Raw genomic sequence first — 20,009 nt, 5'->3', positions numbered from 1 at the left:
GCGCGGTGCGCACCGTGGCGGGGCGCCGACACGAACGGACGGGTGTCGGCGTGTGAACGGGCCCGGGCGGTCGGCCTGTCCACCGTGAACAGCGCCGAGCTGGAGAACCTGTGCATGTCCTCCCTGTGGGACCTGCCCATCGGCGAGGCGACCCTCGTCATCAACGCCGGGGGAGGAACCTCCGGTGCGCGGGCGGTGGTGTCACAGGTCGGAGCACTGCCCCGCGACGGAGCCCGTGACGTCGTTGGCCGCGCCGAAGTCGGCGACGGCCCGGCTGTTGCCGGAGCAGGCCAGCGAACCGCGCACGGTGTTCGCGGCCATGACCGGCCCGTATCCCTCGTCGCCGCCGGTCCAGCTGGCGGCGGGGACCTGGGTGTTGTCGTTCAGCGCCAGCGAGCCGGAGAACGCCGAGCCGAGGAGCGTCACCTCCGACGTCGTGCCGGTGATCGACACGGCGCCGTTCACCTCGGTGCCGGAGAGGCGGACGGTGTGGGCGCCGGAGGCGGTCAACCCGCCCCGCACGGAGCCGCCCCGCACCACCAGGGACGCGCCCTCGGCCACGGTGACGCCTCCGCGCACGTCGGCGCCGTCGAGGCAGACCACGCCCTCGTCGACGTCCAGTCCGCCGTTGACCCTGCCGGTGACGGTCTCGGCGCACTCGAGCTCCGTGCCGGGCATGACCGTCGCCCGGAACGACTCGGCGCCGCCGATGTTGCCCGCGGAGTCGATCGCCCGGTGTTCCACGGTGTGGGTGCCCCAGCCGGGCTCGTGGGAGTCCACCTCGAAGACCGCCATGGACAGGCCGCCGCTGCCGAGGCTTCCGTAGACGAGGTCGTCGACGTTGGTGCCGTCCGGGGTGAAGCGGAACGGCGCCCCGGAGTCCTCGGGCCAGCCGTAGTAGTGGTGCCAGCCGTCACCGTCGACCCGGAACTCGCCGACCACGTGGCCCTCGCCGTCGTCCTCGGGGGACAGGCGCATGGAGAACTCGTTGAGGAACAGGTGGTGCTCGCCGCCGGAGACGGTGGCCGCGGCCTCGGAGAGTTCGCGGGGCGCGGTCGGGTCGGTGGCGTCCACCGTCCAGGTGAGCGACTCTGAGTCCGAGCCCGCGGGGTCGGTGACGGTCGCGGTCAGGACGTGGTCACCGGCCGACAGGTCGAACGCGCCCAGGTCGAGGGTGCGTCCGTCCGCGGAGGTGGACACGGTCTCCCCGTCCAGCTCCCACGCGACCTCCATGAGGCGGTCGGTGGGGCGGGTGGTCTCCGCGTAGACGACCTCGGTGGCGCTGACCGCGCGCTCGGTGTCGCGGTGGCGGGTGAATCCGGCCTGGGCCTCGACCGGCTCCTGGGCCGCGCCCACGGTCCAGGTGCGTGTCTGGGTCATCGCGGGGGAGTCGCGGATCGCCGGGTCGCGGACGAACTCGGTGGGGTCCTGCACCCGGACGCTGATCCGGGTGCCGGCGTCCAGGTCGAGCCCGGCCAACTCCAGGCCGCGTGCTCCGGAGGCCTCGGCGAGTTCCTCGCCGTCGACCGTCCAGGTGTAGTCCAGCTCGTGGTGGACGGGGTGCGGTCCCTCGACCCACACGGCGTCCTCGGCGCCCACCTCGCCCTCGGGAGTGGAGGAGACCGGCAGGGTCGCCTGGTCGCGCAGTCCGGAGATGCGGCGGGTCATCACCTCGCGTCCGACCTGGTCGAAGTAGTAGCCCAGGGTCTTGAGCATCGAGTGGTTGCTGGGACGCCACACTCCCTCGGAGTGGTAGAGGCCGCCCTCGTGCCCGTCGGCGTCGGCCGCGCCGATCACGCCGCCCGACTCGCTCTCCTCACCGAGCCAGCGCCACCACTTGGCCTCCTCTTCGAGCATCCGCTCGGAGGACATCAGGGTGTGGTGGGCCGAGGTGGGTTCGGCGCCGGTGTAGCGGCCCAGGCTGGTGTCCCGGAAGTAGTAGGGGTACTCGTCCTGGAGCCCGCCCAGGGAGTGCGCCAGCTCGTGCGGGCTGATCAGCGCGGAGAGGGCGTTGCCGGAGGAGGCGGTGGCCAGGCGTCCGCCCGCGCCTCCGTAGGTCTCGCTGTTGGCCAGCGCCAGGATCTGCCGGTTGTTCGCGGGCACGCCGGGGACCAGGTCGGCGGCGGCGTTGGCGGCCGACGCGTCCACGGTCAGCAGGCGTTCCAGGGCCGACTCGTCGCAGCCGTTGAAGAAGCCCATGCCCAGGGCGGTGTCGCGTTCCTCCCAACCGTGGGCCGGGTCGCAGTCCACGCCGGACTCCGCCGAGGGCGTCTCGACGAGGTAGACGTTGAAGTAGTTCCGGTAGGAGCGGAACGGCTCGATGCTCCACTGCACGTTCAGGTGCTGGTCCACCTGCTCGCGGAAGAGGGGCATCTCCTCTTCGGTGTAGCCGTCGCCGAGCAGGACGAGGTTGAACCGTTCGGAGGGGTCTCCGGTGACCTGGAGGGGCACCACGGAGGCTCCGTCCAGGGCGGAGGCCTCGGCGGGGGCGTCCGTGACGTCGAGCACGGCGGCTGTGGCCAGCAGGGACAGGGCGGCCAGGGCCGCCGCGGATCTGCGCAAGGGGTGTCCTTCTGATTCAGGGGATGCGGGGGATGTTTGCCGGGAAGCGTACAGACGTTCGCGTGGCGTCTACCAGGGAAAGGGCCATAAGCACTTCGATAACGCGCACCTCCAACGACTTCCTCACCTCGGCGCAGAGCGTCACGGTCACCATTCCCGCGCACGCGGGCCAGTTCAGCGAGCGCGGGTTCGGAACCGGGTTCTGGGTCCGGGTCGGCTGACCCGGGACCGGGCGGAGCCGCGAGGTCGCGAGGGCTCCGCCCGGCCGGGCTCAACCGCGCGGGCGCGGCCGCCGGGGCGCCTTCAGGACGGCCAGTCCCAGGGCCAGCACCACCAGCCCCGCCCAGGAGACCAGGGGAAGGCGCTCACCCAGCAGGGCCACGCCCAGCAGCGCCGCCACGGCGGGTTCGGCCAGGCTCAGCGTGGTCGCCGTGGACGCGGAGGTGTACCGCAGGCCCACACCGAACAGCCAGTAGGCGAGGAAGACCGTGAACAGGGCCAGGTGCAGGGCGACCAGCGCGCCGCTCACGGTCGCCAGCCAGGCGGTCCCGGCGACCAGCACCACGGGCAGAACGAGGAGGCCGCCCCCGGCGAACATCGACCCCATGACCGCACCCGAGGTGTGCCCGCGCCGGATGAGCCGCTGGGCGATGATCGCGTACAGCGCGTACGAGAACCCGGCGAGCAGCGCCAGAAACACGCCCGTGGCGTTGGTCGGAGCGGGGACCCCGGCCAGCCCGGGCCCCAGGACCAGCACCGCGCAGCCGACCACCGCCGCCGCGGTGGCGGTCACCCAGCGGGCGGTCGGCCGGGTCCGGTCCGCGCACCAGGCGAGCAGCCCGGAGAAGACCGGGGCGCTGCCCAGGGTGATCACGGTGCCGACCGCCACCCCGGTGCTGGCGACGGCCGGGTAGAACGACAACGGATACCCGGCGACCGCAACCGCACCGAGGAGGAGCGTCCACCGCGTGCGGGTGTCCGCACCGGTGACCAGGGCCATGGAGCCCCGGCTGGCGAGGAAGAGCAGGAGCCCGCCGAGGACCAGACCGGCGGAGCCGATCGCGGCCGGGTGGGCTCCGTCGGGAGCGAAGGAGCTGGCGGTTCCGGTGGTGCCCCACAGGACGGCGGCGCCGAGGATGGGCGGCGCGCCGCCGGTGAGTCGGGGCCGGGCCGTCGTGGTGGGGTTGTTCTGGTCTGGCATGTGCGTACCTTCCGTCTGGACGCCTGGAGAGGAGTTCGTCGACGGGCGCACGACGGACGGGGCCGCTCACCGGTGCGGTGGGGCCTCGTAGCTCGGGGTGGTCAGCGTGTGCGCCCGGTCAGGCGGACAGCGGCGGAAGGACCCGGTGCCAGTAGGTGTTCATCCCGCCACGGTAGCGTGCGCCGTCGGGTCAGCGGCAGACGGGGGGCCGCCAGTCACCGTCGGGCGGGAGCGGAGGTCCGTACCAGGAGTCCGCTTCCCAGTCCGGGCCGGGGACCGCCCCGTCTCCGGTGAGGGGGAGTTCCAGAAGCTCCGCCAGCTCCTCGGTGGGGGTGTCGGCGGAGACCAGGGTCTCCCAGTGCTCGTCCACGACGGTGGCGACGTCCTCCGGGGGCAGCTCCAGCAGCGCCCGCGTCAACCGCAGGTCCAGGGGCGAGGGCTGGAACCGGGGCAGGAAGGCCTCCACCGCCCACCTGCTCTCCGCGGCCGGAATCTTTCCGGCGCCGGAGACCAGCCAGGCCCCCACCACGATCCTGGCCTGTCCCGAGGCCTCGCACCAGGGGTCGTACAGGCGGGGCAGGCCCAGGACGTTCGAGGTGAAGTCGGAGACCAGATCGTCATGGTGGTAGCGGGCCCCTGGCTCCCAACTGTCGAACAGGAGAACCGTTCCGCGCGGAGGAAACGGTTCGTCGGTGCGTGGGAACTCCAGCGCGCCGGGCTGGAACTCGCGCACGTCGCGGCGCAGGTGCTGGGAGCCCTGCCACACCGTGGGCATGCTGTCCCGCGCGCGTTCCGGTATCCGCTCCACGGTCGGCGCGAGCGCGGCGTGCCAGTAGTCCACCCAGGAGTCGTACCCGGGCAGCGGGCAGTAGGTGACGCCCTCCCGGACCCGGCACGGGTCGGCATCGGCGCCGTACACCTCATGGTCGGTGAAGGGGGTTTCGTAGGTGTAGGAGCGCTGGGCGTGCACGTCGACGCTCACCATCCCGGCGAGCAGTAGTGCCGCCACGCCGACGGACGCGGGCCCTACGAGCCGCGTGTTCCTCTTGCGGGCCAGCGCGACCGTGAGGAGGAGGGCCGCCAGGAACACGACGTGCAGCAGGGATACCACACCGAGCCGGGTCACGGAGGGCTCGTCGACGGGCAGCGGGTCCAGTAGCCAGCGGGCCAGCTCGTTCAGGCGCCGTAGGAGCTCCTCCGCCCGCGCCCCCATGGACGTGACCGTGTACAGCAGGTACGCGGGGATGAGGAGGAGCAGCAGCACGAGGGGGGTGTAGGAACGGGTCCAGACCGCGCTGACCAGTGCCCCGATCGGCCCGCACCAGCTCAGGACGACCAGTGCCGCGACGGCGAACGGGCTGGCCGTCCCCGCGATCGGCTCGGGGCCCCTCAGGGCCAGATGGGCGATCAGGAGACCCGCGCACACCGAGGTGACCAGGACGGACGCCAGGAGCACCGACACCAGGCGGGCGCGTGCCGTCAGGGGTGGGGCGAAACCCTCCGAGTACCGCACCTCTCGGAGCGCGGGGAAGGTCGTGACCGCGAACATCACCGCGGACATCCCGACGATCTGGATTCTGACCTGGCTGATCAGATCCTTCCAGGTCGGGAGCGCAGGGTAGTAGGAGGAGGACGCCAGCACGACCAGGGTGGCGGGTACCAATGCGAGGAACACCGGGCTCAGCAGGAGGTGCCGCAGGTTGAACCGGGTCAGCGCCAGGAACGTCGGGACCCGGCTCACCGGGTGGTGCCCCGTGCCCCGGTGAGGAGGAGGTAGGCGTCCTCCAGGGAGGGCTCGACCGGGACGCGGGTCGTCGAGTCCGGGTTGTCCGCTCTCTCGGGGACGAGCACGCGGTACCGTCCGTCCGCCAGGCGCCAGGAGGTCACGCCCCGCTCGGGGCGCACACCCTGTTCCCACACCCGCCCGCGCGCACGGGCCACCAGCTCCCCGGGCGTGCCGTCGAAGATCACCCGGCCCTGGTCCAGGCACAGCACCCGGCGGCACAACGCGGAGACGTCCTCGATCTGGTGGGTGGAGAGCACCACCGTGCTGTGCACCGCGAGTTCGGAGACCAGGTCGCGGAAGCGGATGCGCTGTTCGGGATCGAGCCCGACGGTGGGCTCGTCGAGCAGGAGCAGTTCCGGATCGCCGAGCAGCGCGGCAGCCAGGCCCAGGCGCTGGTGCATCCCGCCGGACAGGCGTCGCACCCGGCTGTGCCTGCGGTCGTACAGGTCGACCCGGCGCATGGCGCGGCGGACCTCGTCGTGGCGTGCCCGGCGCCCGCCGAGTTCCTTGAGCACCGCCACGTAGTCGAGCAGGCCGAACACCGTGAAGTGCGGGTAGAACGTCGGGACCTGCGGCAGGTAGCCCATCCGGCGGCGGATCTCGGTGCGGTCGGCGGCCCGCTCGGGGTCGCGTCCCAGCACCCGCATCCGTCCGCCGGTGGCGTCCAGGTCGGTGGCCAGGCAGCGCATCAGCGTGGTCTTGCCCGCGCCGTTGCGCCCGAGCAGCCCGGTCACTCCCGGCCCCAGGTCGAGGTCGATCCCGTCCAGGGCCCGGCGCGTGCCGTAGCTGCGGACCAGGCCGCTCACGCTGACCCGGTTCCCGGTCGCGGGCCCGCCGACGGTGGTGCCGGTGCTCACGCGGTCCTCACCCGGATCAGGATGATCCCGGCCAGTACCGCGAACACGGTCGCCCAGCTGGCCTGCGCGGCGGGGGAGAACAGCAGCAGGGGGTCGAGGCCGTCGGCGGAGCCGAGGAGGAACAGGGCGAGAAGCCACGCGGAGCCGACCACCCCTCCGGCGGCCGAGAGGGCCATCCAGCGGCTCAGCGCCAGGCACCCGGCCACCATGGCCAGCGCGGGCAGCAGCCAGAAGACCGCCTCCGCCAGTGACGTGACCGAGGGCATCAGGAACGCGGCCGAGGTGCACAGGACCAGGGCCGGGACCAGCACCGCGGCGGTGCGCAGGAACAGGAGCCGGTATCCGGCCAGGGGCGTGACGGAGGTGAGGGTGTGCGCGGGGTCCACCCCGCGACCGTAGGCGAGGGCGACCCCGATCAGCGGAACGACGGGCGCGGTGAAGGAGAACAGCAGCGAGCCGCGCGGTACCTCGTGCGCGACCACCAGCGCCATGGCCAGCACGAGCACGGTGGCGCCCAGCCAGGCCCGGTAGAGCTGCGGGGTGGCGGCCAGGAGCTTGGCGGTGTTCTCGCGGAGGCCGACGGCGGTGAGCGCGCGTTCGACCAGGCCGCGCCTGGGCTGGTCCACGATGTCGCGCAGGTCGGCCCAACTGCGGTCCAGCCACTCCTGGTCGGCGGGCAGCAGGGAGCGGCAGCGGGCGCAGTGGGTCAGGTGGGCCTCGGCGGACATGGCGGTGACGTCGTCGGCGGTGTGCGCCGCGTACCGGTGGAGTTGGTCGTGGGTCAGGTGCCAGCTCATGTGGTCAGTGCCTCCCGTAGCCGCGCCTTGGCGCGCATGACCCGTGTCTTCACGGTTCCCTCGGGTATCTGGAGGATCTCCGCCGCCTCCCGCACGGTCAGGCCGTCGAGGACGGTGGCCTGGATCGCCGAGCGCAGTTCGGGGGAGAGCTGGTGTAGGGCGGCGCCCAGGGGGCCGTGCTCGATGTTGAGCAGCACGGTGTCCTCGGCGGAGGCGTCGCCGATCGTCTCGTACGGTTCGGGATCGTTCTCGGCGATCCACCGGTTGGCGCGTTTGCGCAGTTGGGAGATGAGTTGTCGGATCGCGATGGTCCACAGCCAGGCACCGGCGTCGCTGTCACCCGGGCGGGGGGTGAACGAACCGGCGTTGCGCCACACGGCGAGGAAGGTCTCCTGGAGCGCGGCGTCGAGCTGGTCGTTGTCGGAGCAGCGGTAGCGCAGGCGGGTCCGTAGCCAGGGAGCGTGTCTGCGGTGCAGGATCTCCAGGGCGTCGGTCTCCCCGGCGGCGACGGCGGACAGCAGTACGGGGTCCGTGCTGTCGGGGCCGTAGGCGGGTGCGCGGCGTCGCGCGCGGCGGAGAAGCTTCACGTGGGGTGCTATCGCGGGTCGGGGGCGGAACGGTTCGGGTGGGGGGAGGGCCGGGGCCGGTCCGCCCTGACCTCGGCTTTTCCACAGTACCCGCGCGGCGGTTTCCGAACGGTCGGTGCGGTGGGAGAAAATGGGGCGTATGCGCCTGAGGATCTTCCTTGAACCCCAGCAGGGGGCCACCTACGAGGACCAGCTCGCCGTCGCCCGGGCCGTCGAGGACCTGGGTTTCGAGGCCCTGTTCCGGTCTGATCACTTTCTGTCCATGGGCGACCACGTCAGCGGGCTCCCCGGTCCGACCGACGCGTGGATCACCCTGGCCGGGTTGGCGCGGGAGACCTCCCGTATCCGGCTGGGCACCCTGATGACGGCGGCGACCTTCCGCCACCCCGGTCCGCTGGCGATCTCCGTCGCCCAGGTCGACCGGATGAGCGGCGGCCGGGTCGAGTTCGGTTTCGGCGCGGGGTGGTTCGAGGAGGAGCACGCGGTCTACGGCATCCCCTTCCCCGACTCCGCCCGGGAGCGGTTCGACCGCTACGAGGAGCAGCTCGACATCATCACGGGGTTGTGGTCCACCCCGGTGGGGGACACCTTCCGGTACGAGGGCAGGCACTTCCGGCTGGCGGAGGGCCCGGCTCTGCCCAAGCCGCAGCAGGGGCCGCACCCGCCGGTGCTGATCGGCGGCACCGGCGCCAAGCGCACGCCGAGGCTGGCGGCCAAGTTCGCGGACGAGTACAACGTTCCGTTCTGCTCTCTGGAGGAGACCGAGGCGGCCTTCGGACGTACCGCCGAGGCCGTGCGTGCGACCGGGCGCACCGCGCCGATCGTGTACTCGGCGGCGCAGGTGCTGTGCGCGGGGCGGGACGAGGCCGAGGTGTCCCGTCGTGCGGCCCGGATCGGCCGCGACGTGGCGGAGCTGCGTCAGAACGGCCTGGCCGGGTCTCCCGAGGAGATCGTCGACCGGATCGGCCGCTTCGCGCAGGCGGGTGCGGAGAGAATGTACCTGCAGCTCCTGGACCTGGCCGACCTGGACCACCTGGAGCTGGTGGCGTCGGCGGTGGCACCGGCGCTGGACTGACCGGCGGTGCCCGGGAGGAGGGGCGCGGGGGCGGACGGGGGTGTGGCGCCGCGCCCGATAACTTGATATCGAGATACAAGTTAGATACCTTGACATCAAGATAACAGCGGGGGTTCCCCCGTCCCGCTCCCGGTTCGGGCCTGTGAGGTCGACCGCTTTTCGACGGCACGTCCCGGGCCCGTGAGTGTGCGCGGCCCACCGGCCGCGACCGGTGACGATGTGGCGTCGTCGCAGGTCAAAGCGGCCCTGAAGGGTGGCACCGGTGGTGAGGGGGCGCGTTCGCGTCCCCCGCGCCCCGGCGATCCGGTTAGGGCGGCCTCAGTAGGTCCCGCGTCCGGCCCATGGGGCAGGATGCTGGGGACAAAGTGGCGAGATCAGGAGGCAGACACCGTGTCCGCGAACAGCTTCGGCGCCCGTGACACGTTGCGCGTTGGCGACGAGTCGTATGAGATCTTCCGGTTGGACGCCGTCAAGGGCTACAACCGACTTCCCTACAGCCTGAAGGTGCTGCTGGAGAACCTCCTCCGCACCGAGGACGGCGCGAACGTCACCGCAGAGCACATCACGGCCCTCGGCAACTGGGACGCCAAGGCCCAGCCCAGCCAGGAGATCCAGTTCACCCCCGCGCGGGTGATCATGCAGGACTTCACCGGCGTCCCCTGCGTCGTCGACCTCGCCACCATGCGCGAGGCCGTCCGCGACATGGGCGGCGACCCGGACAAGATCAACCCGCTCGCCCCCGCCGAGCTGGTCATCGACCACTCCGTCGTCGTGGACCTCTTCGGCCGCCCCGACGCCTTCGAGCGCAACGTCGAGATCGAGTACGAGCGCAACTACGAGCGTTACAAGTTCCTGCGCTGGGGCCAGACCGCCTTCGACGAGTTCAAGGTCGTCCCGCCCGGTACCGGTATCGTGCACCAGGCCAACATCGAGCACCTCGCGCGCGTGACGATGGACCGCAAGGGCCAGGCCTACCCCGACACCTGCGTCGGTACCGACTCGCACACCACCATGCAGAACGGCTTGGGCATCCTGGGCTGGGGCGTCGGCGGCATCGAGGCCGAGGCGGCCATGCTTGGCCAGCCGATCTCCATGCTCATCCCGCGCGTGGTCGGCTTCAAGCTCACCGGTGAGCTGCGTCCCGGCACCACCGCCACGGACCTCGTGCTCACCATCACCGAGAAGCTGCGCGACCACGGTGTGGTCGGCAAGTTCGTCGAGTTCTACGGCGAGGGCGTCGGCTCCGTGCCGCTGGCCAACCGCGCCACCATCGGCAACATGAGCCCGGAGTTCGGCTCCACCGCCGCGATCTTCCCGGTCGACGACGAGACCATCCGGTACATGCGCCTGACCGGCCGCTCCGAGCAGCAGGTCGCCCTGACCGAGGCCTACGCCAAGGCCAACGGCTTCTGGCACGACCCGGCCAACGAGCCCGAGTTCTCGGAGTACCTGGAGCTCGACCTCGCCGAGGTCGTCCCCTCCATCGCCGGTCCGAAGCGTCCGCAGGACCGCATCGCCCTCTCCGAGGCCAAGCCGACCTGGCGCCACGACGTCCGCAACTACGTCTCGGACGACGCCGACGAGGCGGGCCAGGAGTCCTTCCCGGCCTCCGACGCCCCGGCGCAGGCCCCCAACGGCGCGCGCCCGCACAAGTCGGTCCCGGTCACCATGGCCGACGGCACCGAGACCGAGATCGACCACGGCGCCGTCGTGATCGCCGCGATCACCTCGTGCACCAACACCTCGAACCCCTCGGTCATGCTCGGCGCCGCCCTGCTGGCCAAGAAGGCGGTCGAGAAGGGCCTGTCCCGCAAGCCGTGGGTCAAGACCTCCATGGCCCCGGGCTCCAAGGTCGTCACCGACTACTACGAGCGCTCCGGCCTGACCCCGTACCTGGACAAGCTGGGCTTCAACCTGGTCGGCTACGGCTGCACCACGTGCATCGGCAACTCGGGCCCGCTTCCCGAGGAGATCTCGAAGGCGGTCCAGGACAACGACCTCGCCGTCTCGGCGGTCCTGTCCGGCAACCGCAACTTCGAGGGCCGGATCAACCCGGACGTGAAGATGAACTACCTGGCGTCGCCGCCGCTGGTGGTCGCCTACGCGCTGGTCGGGTCGATGGACGTCGACATCACCACCGAGCCCCTCGGCCTGGACAAGGACGGCCAGCCCGTCTACCTGGCCGACATCTGGCCGTCGGCGGAGGAGATCCAGGAGGTCATGGACTCCGCGATCGCCTCGGACATGTACGCCAGCGCGTACTCGGACGTGTTCGCCGGTGACGACCGCTGGCGCGAGCTGCCCACGCCGACCGGCAACACCTTCGAGTGGGAGGGCGAGTCGACCTACGTCCGCAAGCCCCCGTACTTCGAGGGCATGGGCCAGACCCCGGCTCCGGTCACCGACATCTCCGGTGCCCGCGTCCTGGCCAAGCTGGGCGACTCGGTCACCACCGACCACATCTCCCCGGCCGGTGCGATCAAGCCGGGCACCCCGGCGGCCGAGTACCTCAAGGCCAACGGTGTGGAGCGCCGGGACTTCAACTCCTACGGTTCCCGCCGGGGCAACCACGAGGTGATGATCCGGGGCACCTTCGCCAACATCCGCCTGCGCAACCAGATCGCGCCGGGCACCGAGGGCGGCTACACCCGCGACTTCACGCAGGCCGACGCGCCGGTGTCGTTCATCTACGACGCCGCGCAGAACTACGCCGCGCAGGGCACCCCGCTGGTGGTCCTGGGCGGCAAGGAGTACGGCTCCGGCTCCTCGCGCGACTGGGCGGCCAAGGGCACCAGCCTGCTGGGTGTGCGCGCGGTCATCACCGAGTCCTACGAGCGCATCCACCGCTCCAACCTCATCGGTATGGGCGTGCTGCCGCTCCAGTTCCCGGAGGGCCAGTCCGCGGACTCCCTCGGCCTGACCGGTGAGGAGACCTTCTCCGTCACCGGCGTGACCGAGCTGAACGAGGGCCGTGTCCCCGGCACGGTGAAGGTCTCCACCGACACCGGCGTCGAGTTCGACGCCGTGGTGCGGATCGACACCCCGGGTGAGGCCGACTACTACCGCAACGGCGGCATCCTCCAGTACGTGCTGCGCCAGCTGATCGCCAAGTAGCGAGGCGCACCGGGACCGCCGCACGCGCCGGACCGGCGCGCACGCGGTGCTTCGGGGCCGCCACCGTCCAACCGACGGCGGCGGCCCTCTCGCGTTCCGGCCCTTCCGGGTTCCGGACCGGCCGAAAGCTCCCGATATGCTCACTGCATGCCCTCGCCCCTCGGCCCAGGCCTTCTCCTGCCCCGTGCGGACCGGCTGCGACGTGCCCTGACACTGTCCGCCGTCGTCCTGGCGGCCGTGCTCGCTTCGGCTCCCGCCGCCCTGGCCGAGCCCGCGCCCGAGACGGCCGACGGGTACGAGCGGGTCGTGACACCGGCCGAGTACTACGCCGACGAGCTCGCCGCGCTCCCCGAGGACGCGGCCGTGATCGTGGATGACGCCCTGGCCGGCCAGGGCGACGTCGCCACCCTGGAACGGGAGCTGCACGAGCTCTTCTCCACCCTCGACGTCCCGTACCACGTGATCGTCAGCCCCTTCCCCGGAGCGGGGAGGGACTGGGGGAGCGGCGCGCTCCTGCCCCCGGTCATGGACCGGCTGGGACGGGACGGGCTCTACGTGCACCTGAGCCCCGACGCCCCCACCCCCGACGTGCGGGTGCGCGGGTACGACCTCCCGGTGGAGGAGAGCGCGCGCGGGCTGTACGACGACCCGAGGCTGGAGTACGACTCCGGTGTCGGGGAGATCGCCGCCGTCCTCGTCGAACGCTTGCTAGGCGAGGCTCCCGATCCCGTGCACGGTCACGGCGAGCGGGACGAACCGGGCGCGCTGGCCCGCCTCTGGTCGGACTTTCGCGACGACGTCGACCCCACTCGCTCCGTGGGCGCCGAGAACCTGGGTACCCTGGCCGGGCTCTGCTCCGGGTTCGTGCTCGGGGCGGGCGGGATCTGGGTGTGGTGGCGCTCCGCGCGCGGTCGCCGCAGACGCCACGAGGCTCCGGTGACGGCGGTGCTCACCCTGGTCCTGGCCGGAGCGGCGGTCGCCGGGCCCTACGCCTACATGATGAGCGTGCCCAAGGGGGGAGTCGAGACCGCCTGGGAGACCCCGGAGCCCCGGTCCGCCCCTCCCTATGTGGTCAACACCGAGCGGGTCGAACGGCTCGTCGCCGAGACGGGCGCCGCACCGCTGTACGTCGCCCCCCTGGTCACCATGGACCGCACCGGGCTGGCCGCTACCGCCGAGCTGCTCGCGGAGAGCGACCTTCCGGTCCGCGCCCTGGTGATGTCCATGAGTCCCGCCGACGAGTCGGAGGGCGACCCGGAGGTGCTGGCCTACTCCCTGGCCGCCCTCACCGAGGGGCCGTCCGTCTACCTGGTCGCCACCACCGACTACGACGGCCGCGTCGCCGTGGCGGCCGGGACCGCCGGGACGGGCGCCGACCCGTTCGCCCTCAGCTCGGCGACCCGCGACGTCTCCGCACCCACCCCGGCCGAGGCGATCGAGGAGGCCCTGTCGGCCCTGTCCGACCTTCCGACCGACCCCGGTGGGGCGGACACCGAACCCCTCTTCGCCCACACCTACGACAACGACCCCGGTCCGCGCTCGGAGCGCTTCTTCGGCGACGGCTTCCTCCCCTGCCTCATCGTGGTCGGACCCCTCCTGGCCGGGCTGGTCTTCGGCGGGGTCCTCCTGACCGTGCTCGTCGTACGGGGGACCGGGGCCGGACGCCGCACGCGGATGGGCACCCGGGCCCTGCGCCGACTCGCGCTGTCGGAGACCCGCGCCATGGTCGGTGAACTGGAGGCCGCCGAGGAGGGCGGTGTGCCCGCGGAGGCCCTGCGTGACGCGGACGCCGCACTGGTGGTGCTCCGGCGCCCCGCCGACGCCCTGGACCTCCTCGGAGTCACGGTCCTGGCCCGCCGCGCCAGGGCGGGGATCTCCGGAGACCGCGCGGCCGCGCGCCGACCGGTCTGCGCGGCCAACCCCCTGCACGGCGCGGCGGACCGCAACGGCCGGGTGCCGGGCTTCGAGGGCCGCCGACCGCTGTGCGAGGCCTGCCGGAACACCCCGGACGATGCCCGCCGCCTCCGCGTGCTGGAGCTGCGGATCGGTGGCGCCTGGGTCGCGCACCTGACCCCGGACCGGGTCTGGGTGCGCACCAACTACGGATCGACGGCGCGCGGCCTCGTCGACGGAATCCTGGAGGAGAGCGATGCGTAGGTTCGAGGTCCCCTCCGTCCTGGGCCCGGTCCTGGCCCTGGTTCTGGCACTCGTCCTGACGGCGGCCCCGGCCGCCGCGTCACCGGACGACACCGCTCCGGAGAACGCCTCCGAGGCGATCGCCGCCTCCCTGGCGGAGTCGCCGGTCCACGTCGACCCCGCCTACTCCGGCGCGTTCCCCGAAGAGCTGCGCCAGGAGACCGTCGACCTCATCGAGGACTCCGGTCTGCCCCTGTACGTGGTCGCGGTGCCGATGGTCGCGGGCGACGCATGGGACGGCGAGCCCGAGAACCTGGCCGTCCTGTTGCACGACCGTATGGGCGGAGGCCGCGCCCACTTCCTGGTGTTCGCCAACGACCGCGTGTACGGGCAGGACTTCGGTGCCGGATCGGACCTGCGCGCCCACTACGGTTCGCTCACCTCTTCGTACGCCACGGGGTTCGGGGGCAACATCGCCGAGCTGATCGAGGTCTCGGTGGAGGCGTCCCTGTCCGAGGACCCCGAAGCGGCCTACACCGCGGCCAGCGAGGCCTACGACGAACAGCGTGAGGACGGTTCCGCCTTCGGGTCCGGGGCCTGGCGGGGCGGTGCCACCGCCGTGCCCGGATGGGTCTGGCCCTCGGTCGCGGCCGTGGCGCTCCTGCTGGCCGTCGGCGCCGGGTGGCGCGCCTACCGGGCCCGTGTGCCGGCCCTGCCCGCGCTGGCCGTCACCCAGCACGCCGGGTTCGACAACGCCGACCGGGCCGAACTGGACCGGCTCGTCGAGCGGGGCGCCACCGACCTGGTCGAACTGGGCGAGCGCCTGGGTCAGCTGCGCGCCCGGCCACAGGGGGAGGAGGCGACCCGGCTCCTCCAGTACGCCCTCGACGCGCGATCGGCCGCCGCCAAGGTTCACGACCACATGCTCGCCACCGCGCCCACCCTGCCCGACGCGGCCGGGGTCCTCGTCCTGCTGGACATGGCGGAGGACGCCATCGTGCGCAGTCGTTCGCGGTCCCGTCCGGCACGCGTGCACTGCTACGCCAACCCCCTGCACGGCACCGTCACCAGGGAGACGGACTGGCGCGAGTTCGGCGGAACCCGCACCGTCCGCGTGCCGCTGTGCGCGGCCTGCGCCAAGGCGGTGCGGGGCCGGGGGCGCCCCCGTGTACTGCCCGACCGCCACCAGGGGAGCGAGGTGCCCTACTACGAGGTGCCCGCCGAGGCGAGCGTGTGGGCGGCCACCGGTTACGGTGCCCTGCGCGACGACCTGGTCGACCGCGTCCTGCGCGGCGACCACGCGCGCTCCCGGAGATAACGGCCGGGCATCGGATACGAACGGATCGGAACCGGAACCGTGTACGGGCGGTCAGTTCCTTGTGGCACCCTGACATGGCGCCCCGCTCGGGGCCGGAGAACGACGTACGAGAGACGGGGCGGGCAGTGGACGACCCTCAGGACCAGGCGATACGAGTCGAGGAGGCGGGCGGTTTCCGTCTGCTGCGCTCCCTGGGCCGTGGCGGTTTCGGCGAGGTGTTCCTGGGCGAGGCCGAGGACGGCACCCGGGCCGCCGTGAAGCTGCTGCACGCCAGTTGGTCCGGGGACGCGGACATGCGGCGCCGTTTCGCCGCCGAGGTGGAGCAGGCCCGGCGGGTGAGCGGGTTCTGCGTGGCCGCGATCCTGGACGCGGACCCCGACGCCGCCCAGCCGTGGATCGCCACCGAGTTCATCGACGGTCCCACGCTCCAGGTCTCCGTCGAGGAGGACGGGCCCCGCACGGGTGTGGACCTCCAGCGCCTGGCCATCGGTACCGCCACCGCGTTGACCGCGATCCACGCCGCCGGTGTGGTGCACCGCGACCTCAAGCCGGACAACATCATGCTGGCCCCGGACGGGCCCAGGGTGATCGACTTCGGCATCGCCCGCGCGGTGGAGTCGACCTCGGTGACCGCCAGCGGGGTGGTCGGCACCATCGGGTACATGGCCCCCGAACAGCTGGAGGGAGCCCGTCTCACCGCCGCCGTCGACGTGTTCTCGTGGGCCTCGGTGATGGTGTTCGCGGCCACCGGCCGGGAGGCCTTCCCGGGCCCCACCCAGGCGGCGCGCATCGCCCGCATCCTGGGCGGAGAACCCGGCCTCGACGGCCTCGACGGCCCGTTCGCCGCGATTCTCCGCTCCTGCCTGGACAAGGAACCCTCGGGGCGCCCCGACGCCGAGACCCTCATGCGCTGGCTCGTCTCGGCCCCGACCGTCGGCGGCCCCGCACGCCCCGCCGCCGGACCCGACCACACGCCCACCGCGCCCACGGCGGTCGTCCCCGGCGCCGACGGCCCTGACCCCCGCACCCGGGTCGGCGTCGACCCGACCAGGATCGCGGACGGGCCACACCCCGGAGCCGCCCCCCTCGACCCCACCCGGGTGGCCGGAGCGGCGCCGGTCGCCCCCACCCGCGCCTACACGCGCATGGCAGGTGAAACGGCCCTCCCGGAGGCGGCCGCACACGGCCACCCCCCGCCCCGCCCCTCCGGGCCCGGCGGGTACGCACCCGATCCCCGGCACACCGGTGCCGTACCGCCCTACCACTTCGTCAGCCTGCGCTTCCACGACCCGGCCCACCTGGCCGAGGCCATGCAGCAGAACTGGGGCGCGGCCGTCCAGGTCTTCAGTGACCCCCACGAGCGCGACGTGCTGGGTGCCTGGCTCATGGACGACCTCGGCGACACCACCGTCGACCGCTCGCTGTTCCGGCGCGAGGTCCGCGACGCCAACCTCGCCGTCGCCTCCTTCGTCGCCCAGACGCGCCCCGACCTGCCGCCGGTCTTCCGGGGGCGGGGCGTCTCCCTTCCCGAGCTCCGGGCCCTGTTCGAGGACCCGGGTCCGCTCCTGACCGGGGCGCCGCTGAGCAACGAGATGGTCCTGCTCGCCCGTCCCGAGGTCCTACGGATCGCCGGAGCCCACCAGGGCCCCGACAGCGTCGAGTTCCAGCGGCTGGCCGAGGGCCTGGACCGCGCCGAGCGCTCCGGCGCCCTCCTGCACGAGCAGCTGTCGCGGCAGCTCGTGGGGTGGCGCTCCAGCCAACCCAACGTCAACCCCGCACTGGTCCTGGCCTTCCTGCTCCACCCGCAGCGGATGGTCCCGCCCGACGACGGCGGCGACACCGGTGTCGCGGAGTGGGTGGACATCCTCTGGCGGCGCGTGTCGGACTCCGACGCCCCCGAGAGCACCGGGTACGCGGCCGCGATCTACGGCTCCCTGAGCACCCTCCGGGCCCTGGCCCGGCAGCGCCGCTACTGGGAGAGCCGCTTCTCCGACGTCTCCGCCGCCCACGACGACCTGGTGGGCAAGGTGCGGCTCCAGAACACGACCGATCGGGTGATCCACTGGGGCAGGATCGCCCTCGTCGGGTATCCCGTCGGCCTCGTCCTCGGCGCGACCTCCATCGGTGACGGCCTGGCCGACCTCGTGCTGTGGGTCGCCCTGCTGGGCACGGTCGCCCTGATCGGCGCCTTCACGACCCGCCTGGTGATGTGCGGCCCCGCGGCCAGGCGGCGCCAGCGGCTCATGGACCTGCGCAACTCGCACCACCAACTGCCCCAGCTCACCACCGGTGTGGAGCGCATCCGCGCCGACCTGGCGCAGGCACGCAGAATCACCTCCAGCTGACCCGACGGCGCGGGCCCCCGTCGGTCGCCGGACGTGACAAGAGAAGAAGGAAGGACGCGCTCGTGGACGAGACCACGGACTTGACGCCCGCCCCCCGAGCGGTCGGTCCGTACACCCTGACGCGATCGCTGGGCCGTGGCGGTTTCGGCGAGGTGTTCCTGGGCGAGGCCGAGGACGGCACCCGGGCCGCCGTGAAGCTGCTGCACGCCAACTGGTCCGGGGACGCGGACATGCGGCGCCGATTCGCCGCCGAGGTGGAGCAGGCCCGGCGGGTGAGCGGGTTCTGCATCGCGACGATCCTGGACGCGGACCCCGACGCCGCCCAGCCGTGGATCGCCACCGAGTTCATCGACGGACCCACCCTGCACCGCGCCGTGGCCGACGAGGGACCCCGCTCCGGTGCCGAGCTCCAGCGCCTGGCCGTGGCCACGGCCACCGCGCTCGCGGCCATCCACGCGGCCGGAGTGGTGCACCGGGACCTCAAGCCGGACAACATCATGCTGGCTCCGGACGGACCCCGGGTGATCGACTTCGGCATCGCCCGCGCGGTGGAGTCGACCTCCGTGACCGCCAGCGGCATCGTCGGCACGGTCGGGTACATGGCCCCCGAGCAGCTGGAGGGCATGCGCCTGACCGCCGCCGTCGACGTGTTCTCGTGGGCCTCGGTGATGGTGTTCGCGGCCACCGGGCGCGACGCCTTCCACGGTCCCACCCAGGCCGCGCGCATCGCGCGGGTGCTCTCCGGAGAACCCGACACCGGGGACCTCTCCGGCCATCTGCTGGACACCATCCTGGCCTGCCTGGACAAGAACCCCAAGCGGCGCCCCGACGCGCCGACCCTGCTCCACCACCTCGTCGCGGGCACGTCCCCCGCCGCCGGCACGGACGCGCGGATCTCCGCCACGCGGGTGGAGGAGGCGCCCTCGGCGCCCCCCACCCGCCAGTACACCGCGCTCGCGGGCACCGGCGAGGCGGCACCGTCCCCCGGCCCCCGCCCCGCCACCCCGCCGCTCCACCCCACACCCGTTCCCGCCCACCCGACGCCGCCCCCGGCCACGGCGCGCCACCAGAGTTCGTACGGCCCTCCGGCCGCCGAGTCCGCCCCGGGTTCCGACGCCCCGCCCTACCGGTTCGCGGGCGTGCGCTTCACCCGGATCGAACCGTTGGCCGCCGCCATGCAGGAGCACTGGGCCGACGCGGTGACCGTCCTGGGCGACCCCGCCGAGCGGGCCATGCTCGGCTCGTGGGTGATGAACGACATCAACGACACCAAGGTCGACCGTTCCCTGTTCCGTCGCGAGGTGCGCGACGCCAACCTGGCCGTGGCCTCGTTCGTCTCCCAGGCCTGCCCGGAGCTGCCGCCCCTCTTCCGTGGCCACGAGCTCACCGTCGCGGGGCTGCGACAGCTCTTCCACGACCCCCGGCCGCTCATCACCGGCGGCCACGAGGCCAACGAACTCATGCTGTTGGCCCGCCCCCAACTGCTGCGGCAGATGGCGGAGCACCGGCACGCGGACGGCCCCGAACTGCGCCGCTTGGCAGAGGACGTCGAGGTGGCCGAGCGAACCGGCCTGGCCTTCCACCGCGAGCTCGCGCAGAACCTGCGGGGCTGGCGCGGATTCGACGAGCGGCTGGACCCGGCGCTGGCGCTCACCTTCCTGCTCAATCCCGACCTCATGGTGCCCCCGGACCCGGGGGACCTACCCGGAGCCGCGCACTGGACGAACGCTCTGTGGGCGCGTGTCGAACTCTCCTCAGGTGCTCGGCGGGCCGGGTACGCGGCGGCCGTCTACGGCGCCCTCCCGGCCGTGGTGACCCTGGTCCGGCAGCGCGGGGCCTGGGAACGGCGGCGGGACTCCCTGCGCCGGGAACACCACACGCTGGCCGCGCAGGCCACGGAGCGGGGCCGCGACTTCAGGATCAGGGCCACGTTCGTGACCGCGGCGATCGTCTTCCTGGTCCTGTCCGTGATGTTCGGCGCGGGCCTGAACGGGTCGGGCCTCGGAGTGCTCTTCTTCCTGTCGTCTCTGGCCGCCGGTGGCGTCGTGCTGATCATGGTGATCCGCGACAGCGAGCGCCACGGCGGGAGCGCCGTCCGTGAGGCCCGCGAGCTGCGCCTGCGCAACATCCCCAGCCAGGGGCGGGCCCTGTCGGAGGGGTTGAGGGCCATGGACGCCGACGTCCAACGGGCGCGCGAGCTCTGCTCCCGTCCGCCCCGCCAGAACTACTGA

13 protein-coding genes are annotated in these 20,009 nt (G+C 72.6%); 7 read left to right on the top strand and 6 right to left on the bottom strand.

The window, feature by feature from the left end; translation table 11 throughout:
- Positions 1–201 precede the first annotated feature (201 nt).
- On the bottom strand, positions 202–2,562 hold the full coding sequence (locus ABZ635_RS14895; protein ID WP_357764464.1) for a M64 family metallopeptidase: 2,361 nt from the start codon (positions 2,560–2,562) through the stop codon (positions 202–204).
- A gap of 62 nt (positions 2,563–2,624) precedes the next feature.
- Here ABZ635_RS14895 and ABZ635_RS14890 point away from each other — a divergent pair, with 62 nt between their 5' ends.
- Positions 2,625–2,783 (top strand): hypothetical protein, encoded by a 159-nt coding sequence (locus ABZ635_RS14890; RefSeq protein ID WP_357764461.1) that lies wholly within the window; start codon positions 2,625–2,627, stop codon positions 2,781–2,783.
- A gap of 50 nt (positions 2,784–2,833) precedes the next feature.
- On the opposite strand, the gene ABZ635_RS14885 is transcribed toward ABZ635_RS14890, so the two are convergent.
- The 5 genes from ABZ635_RS14885 to ABZ635_RS14865 all read right to left on the bottom strand — a co-directional run bounded on the left by ABZ635_RS14885 (position 2,834) and on the right by ABZ635_RS14865 (position 7,790).
- Positions 2,834–3,763 (bottom strand): EamA family transporter, encoded by a 930-nt coding sequence (locus ABZ635_RS14885; protein ID WP_357764458.1) that lies wholly within the window; start codon positions 3,761–3,763, stop codon positions 2,834–2,836.
- 190 nt (positions 3,764–3,953) lie between these two features.
- Positions 3,954–5,504 (bottom strand): hypothetical protein, encoded by a 1,551-nt coding sequence (locus ABZ635_RS14880; protein WP_357764455.1) that lies wholly within the window; start codon positions 5,502–5,504, stop codon positions 3,954–3,956.
- Positions 5,501–6,406: an ATP-binding cassette domain-containing protein gene (locus ABZ635_RS14875; protein WP_357764453.1), complete on the bottom strand. Its 906-nt coding sequence runs from the start codon at positions 6,404–6,406 to the stop codon at positions 5,501–5,503. Before ABZ635_RS14875 ends, ABZ635_RS14880 begins: the two co-directional genes overlap by 4 nt.
- Positions 6,403–7,203 carry a zf-HC2 domain-containing protein gene (locus tag ABZ635_RS14870; protein WP_357764450.1) on the bottom strand — a complete coding sequence of 267 codons (801 nt, stop codon included), beginning with the start codon at positions 7,201–7,203 and terminating at the stop codon, positions 6,403–6,405. Before ABZ635_RS14870 ends, ABZ635_RS14875 begins: the two co-directional genes overlap by 4 nt.
- Complete coding sequence (locus tag ABZ635_RS14865) at positions 7,200–7,790, bottom strand: RNA polymerase sigma factor (protein WP_357764448.1); 591 nt, start codon at positions 7,788–7,790, stop codon at positions 7,200–7,202. The genes ABZ635_RS14870 and ABZ635_RS14865 overlap by 4 nt, the downstream gene beginning before the upstream one ends.
- Before the next feature lie 139 nt (positions 7,791–7,929).
- Here ABZ635_RS14865 and ABZ635_RS14860 point away from each other — a divergent pair, with 139 nt between their 5' ends.
- From ABZ635_RS14860 to ABZ635_RS14835, 6 genes are all read left to right on the top strand, one after another.
- Entirely contained in the window at positions 7,930–8,865 is a 936-nt protein-coding gene (locus ABZ635_RS14860) for an LLM class F420-dependent oxidoreductase (protein ID WP_357764447.1), read from the top strand.
- 390 nt (positions 8,866–9,255) lie between these two features.
- Positions 9,256–11,979, top strand: coding sequence for an aconitate hydratase AcnA (acnA, locus tag ABZ635_RS14855; RefSeq protein WP_357764444.1), 2,724 nt, complete (start codon positions 9,256–9,258; stop codon positions 11,977–11,979).
- A 147-nt stretch (positions 11,980–12,126) separates the two neighbouring features.
- A complete protein-coding gene (locus ABZ635_RS14850; protein ID WP_357764441.1) occupies positions 12,127–14,136 on the top strand; it encodes a hypothetical protein in 2,010 nt (669 codons plus the stop codon).
- Positions 14,129–15,433, top strand: coding sequence for a hypothetical protein (locus ABZ635_RS14845; protein ID WP_357764439.1), 1,305 nt, complete (start codon positions 14,129–14,131; stop codon positions 15,431–15,433). Before ABZ635_RS14850 ends, ABZ635_RS14845 begins: the two co-directional genes overlap by 8 nt.
- A gap of 125 nt (positions 15,434–15,558) precedes the next feature.
- Positions 15,559–17,778 carry a protein kinase gene (locus tag ABZ635_RS14840; RefSeq protein ID WP_357764437.1) on the top strand — a complete coding sequence of 740 codons (2,220 nt, stop codon included), beginning with the start codon at positions 15,559–15,561 and terminating at the stop codon, positions 17,776–17,778.
- Between the two features lie 62 nt (positions 17,779–17,840).
- Complete coding sequence (locus ABZ635_RS14835; protein ID WP_357764435.1) at positions 17,841–20,009, top strand: serine/threonine-protein kinase; 2,169 nt, start codon at positions 17,841–17,843, stop codon at positions 20,007–20,009.

This window comes from Nocardiopsis sp. NPDC007018, from assembly GCF_040635075.1.
GTDB lineage: Bacteria > Actinomycetota > Actinomycetes > Streptosporangiales > Streptosporangiaceae > Nocardiopsis.
Note: the sequence above shows the minus strand (reverse complement) of the source record. Positions and strands in the feature narration are given on the sequence as shown.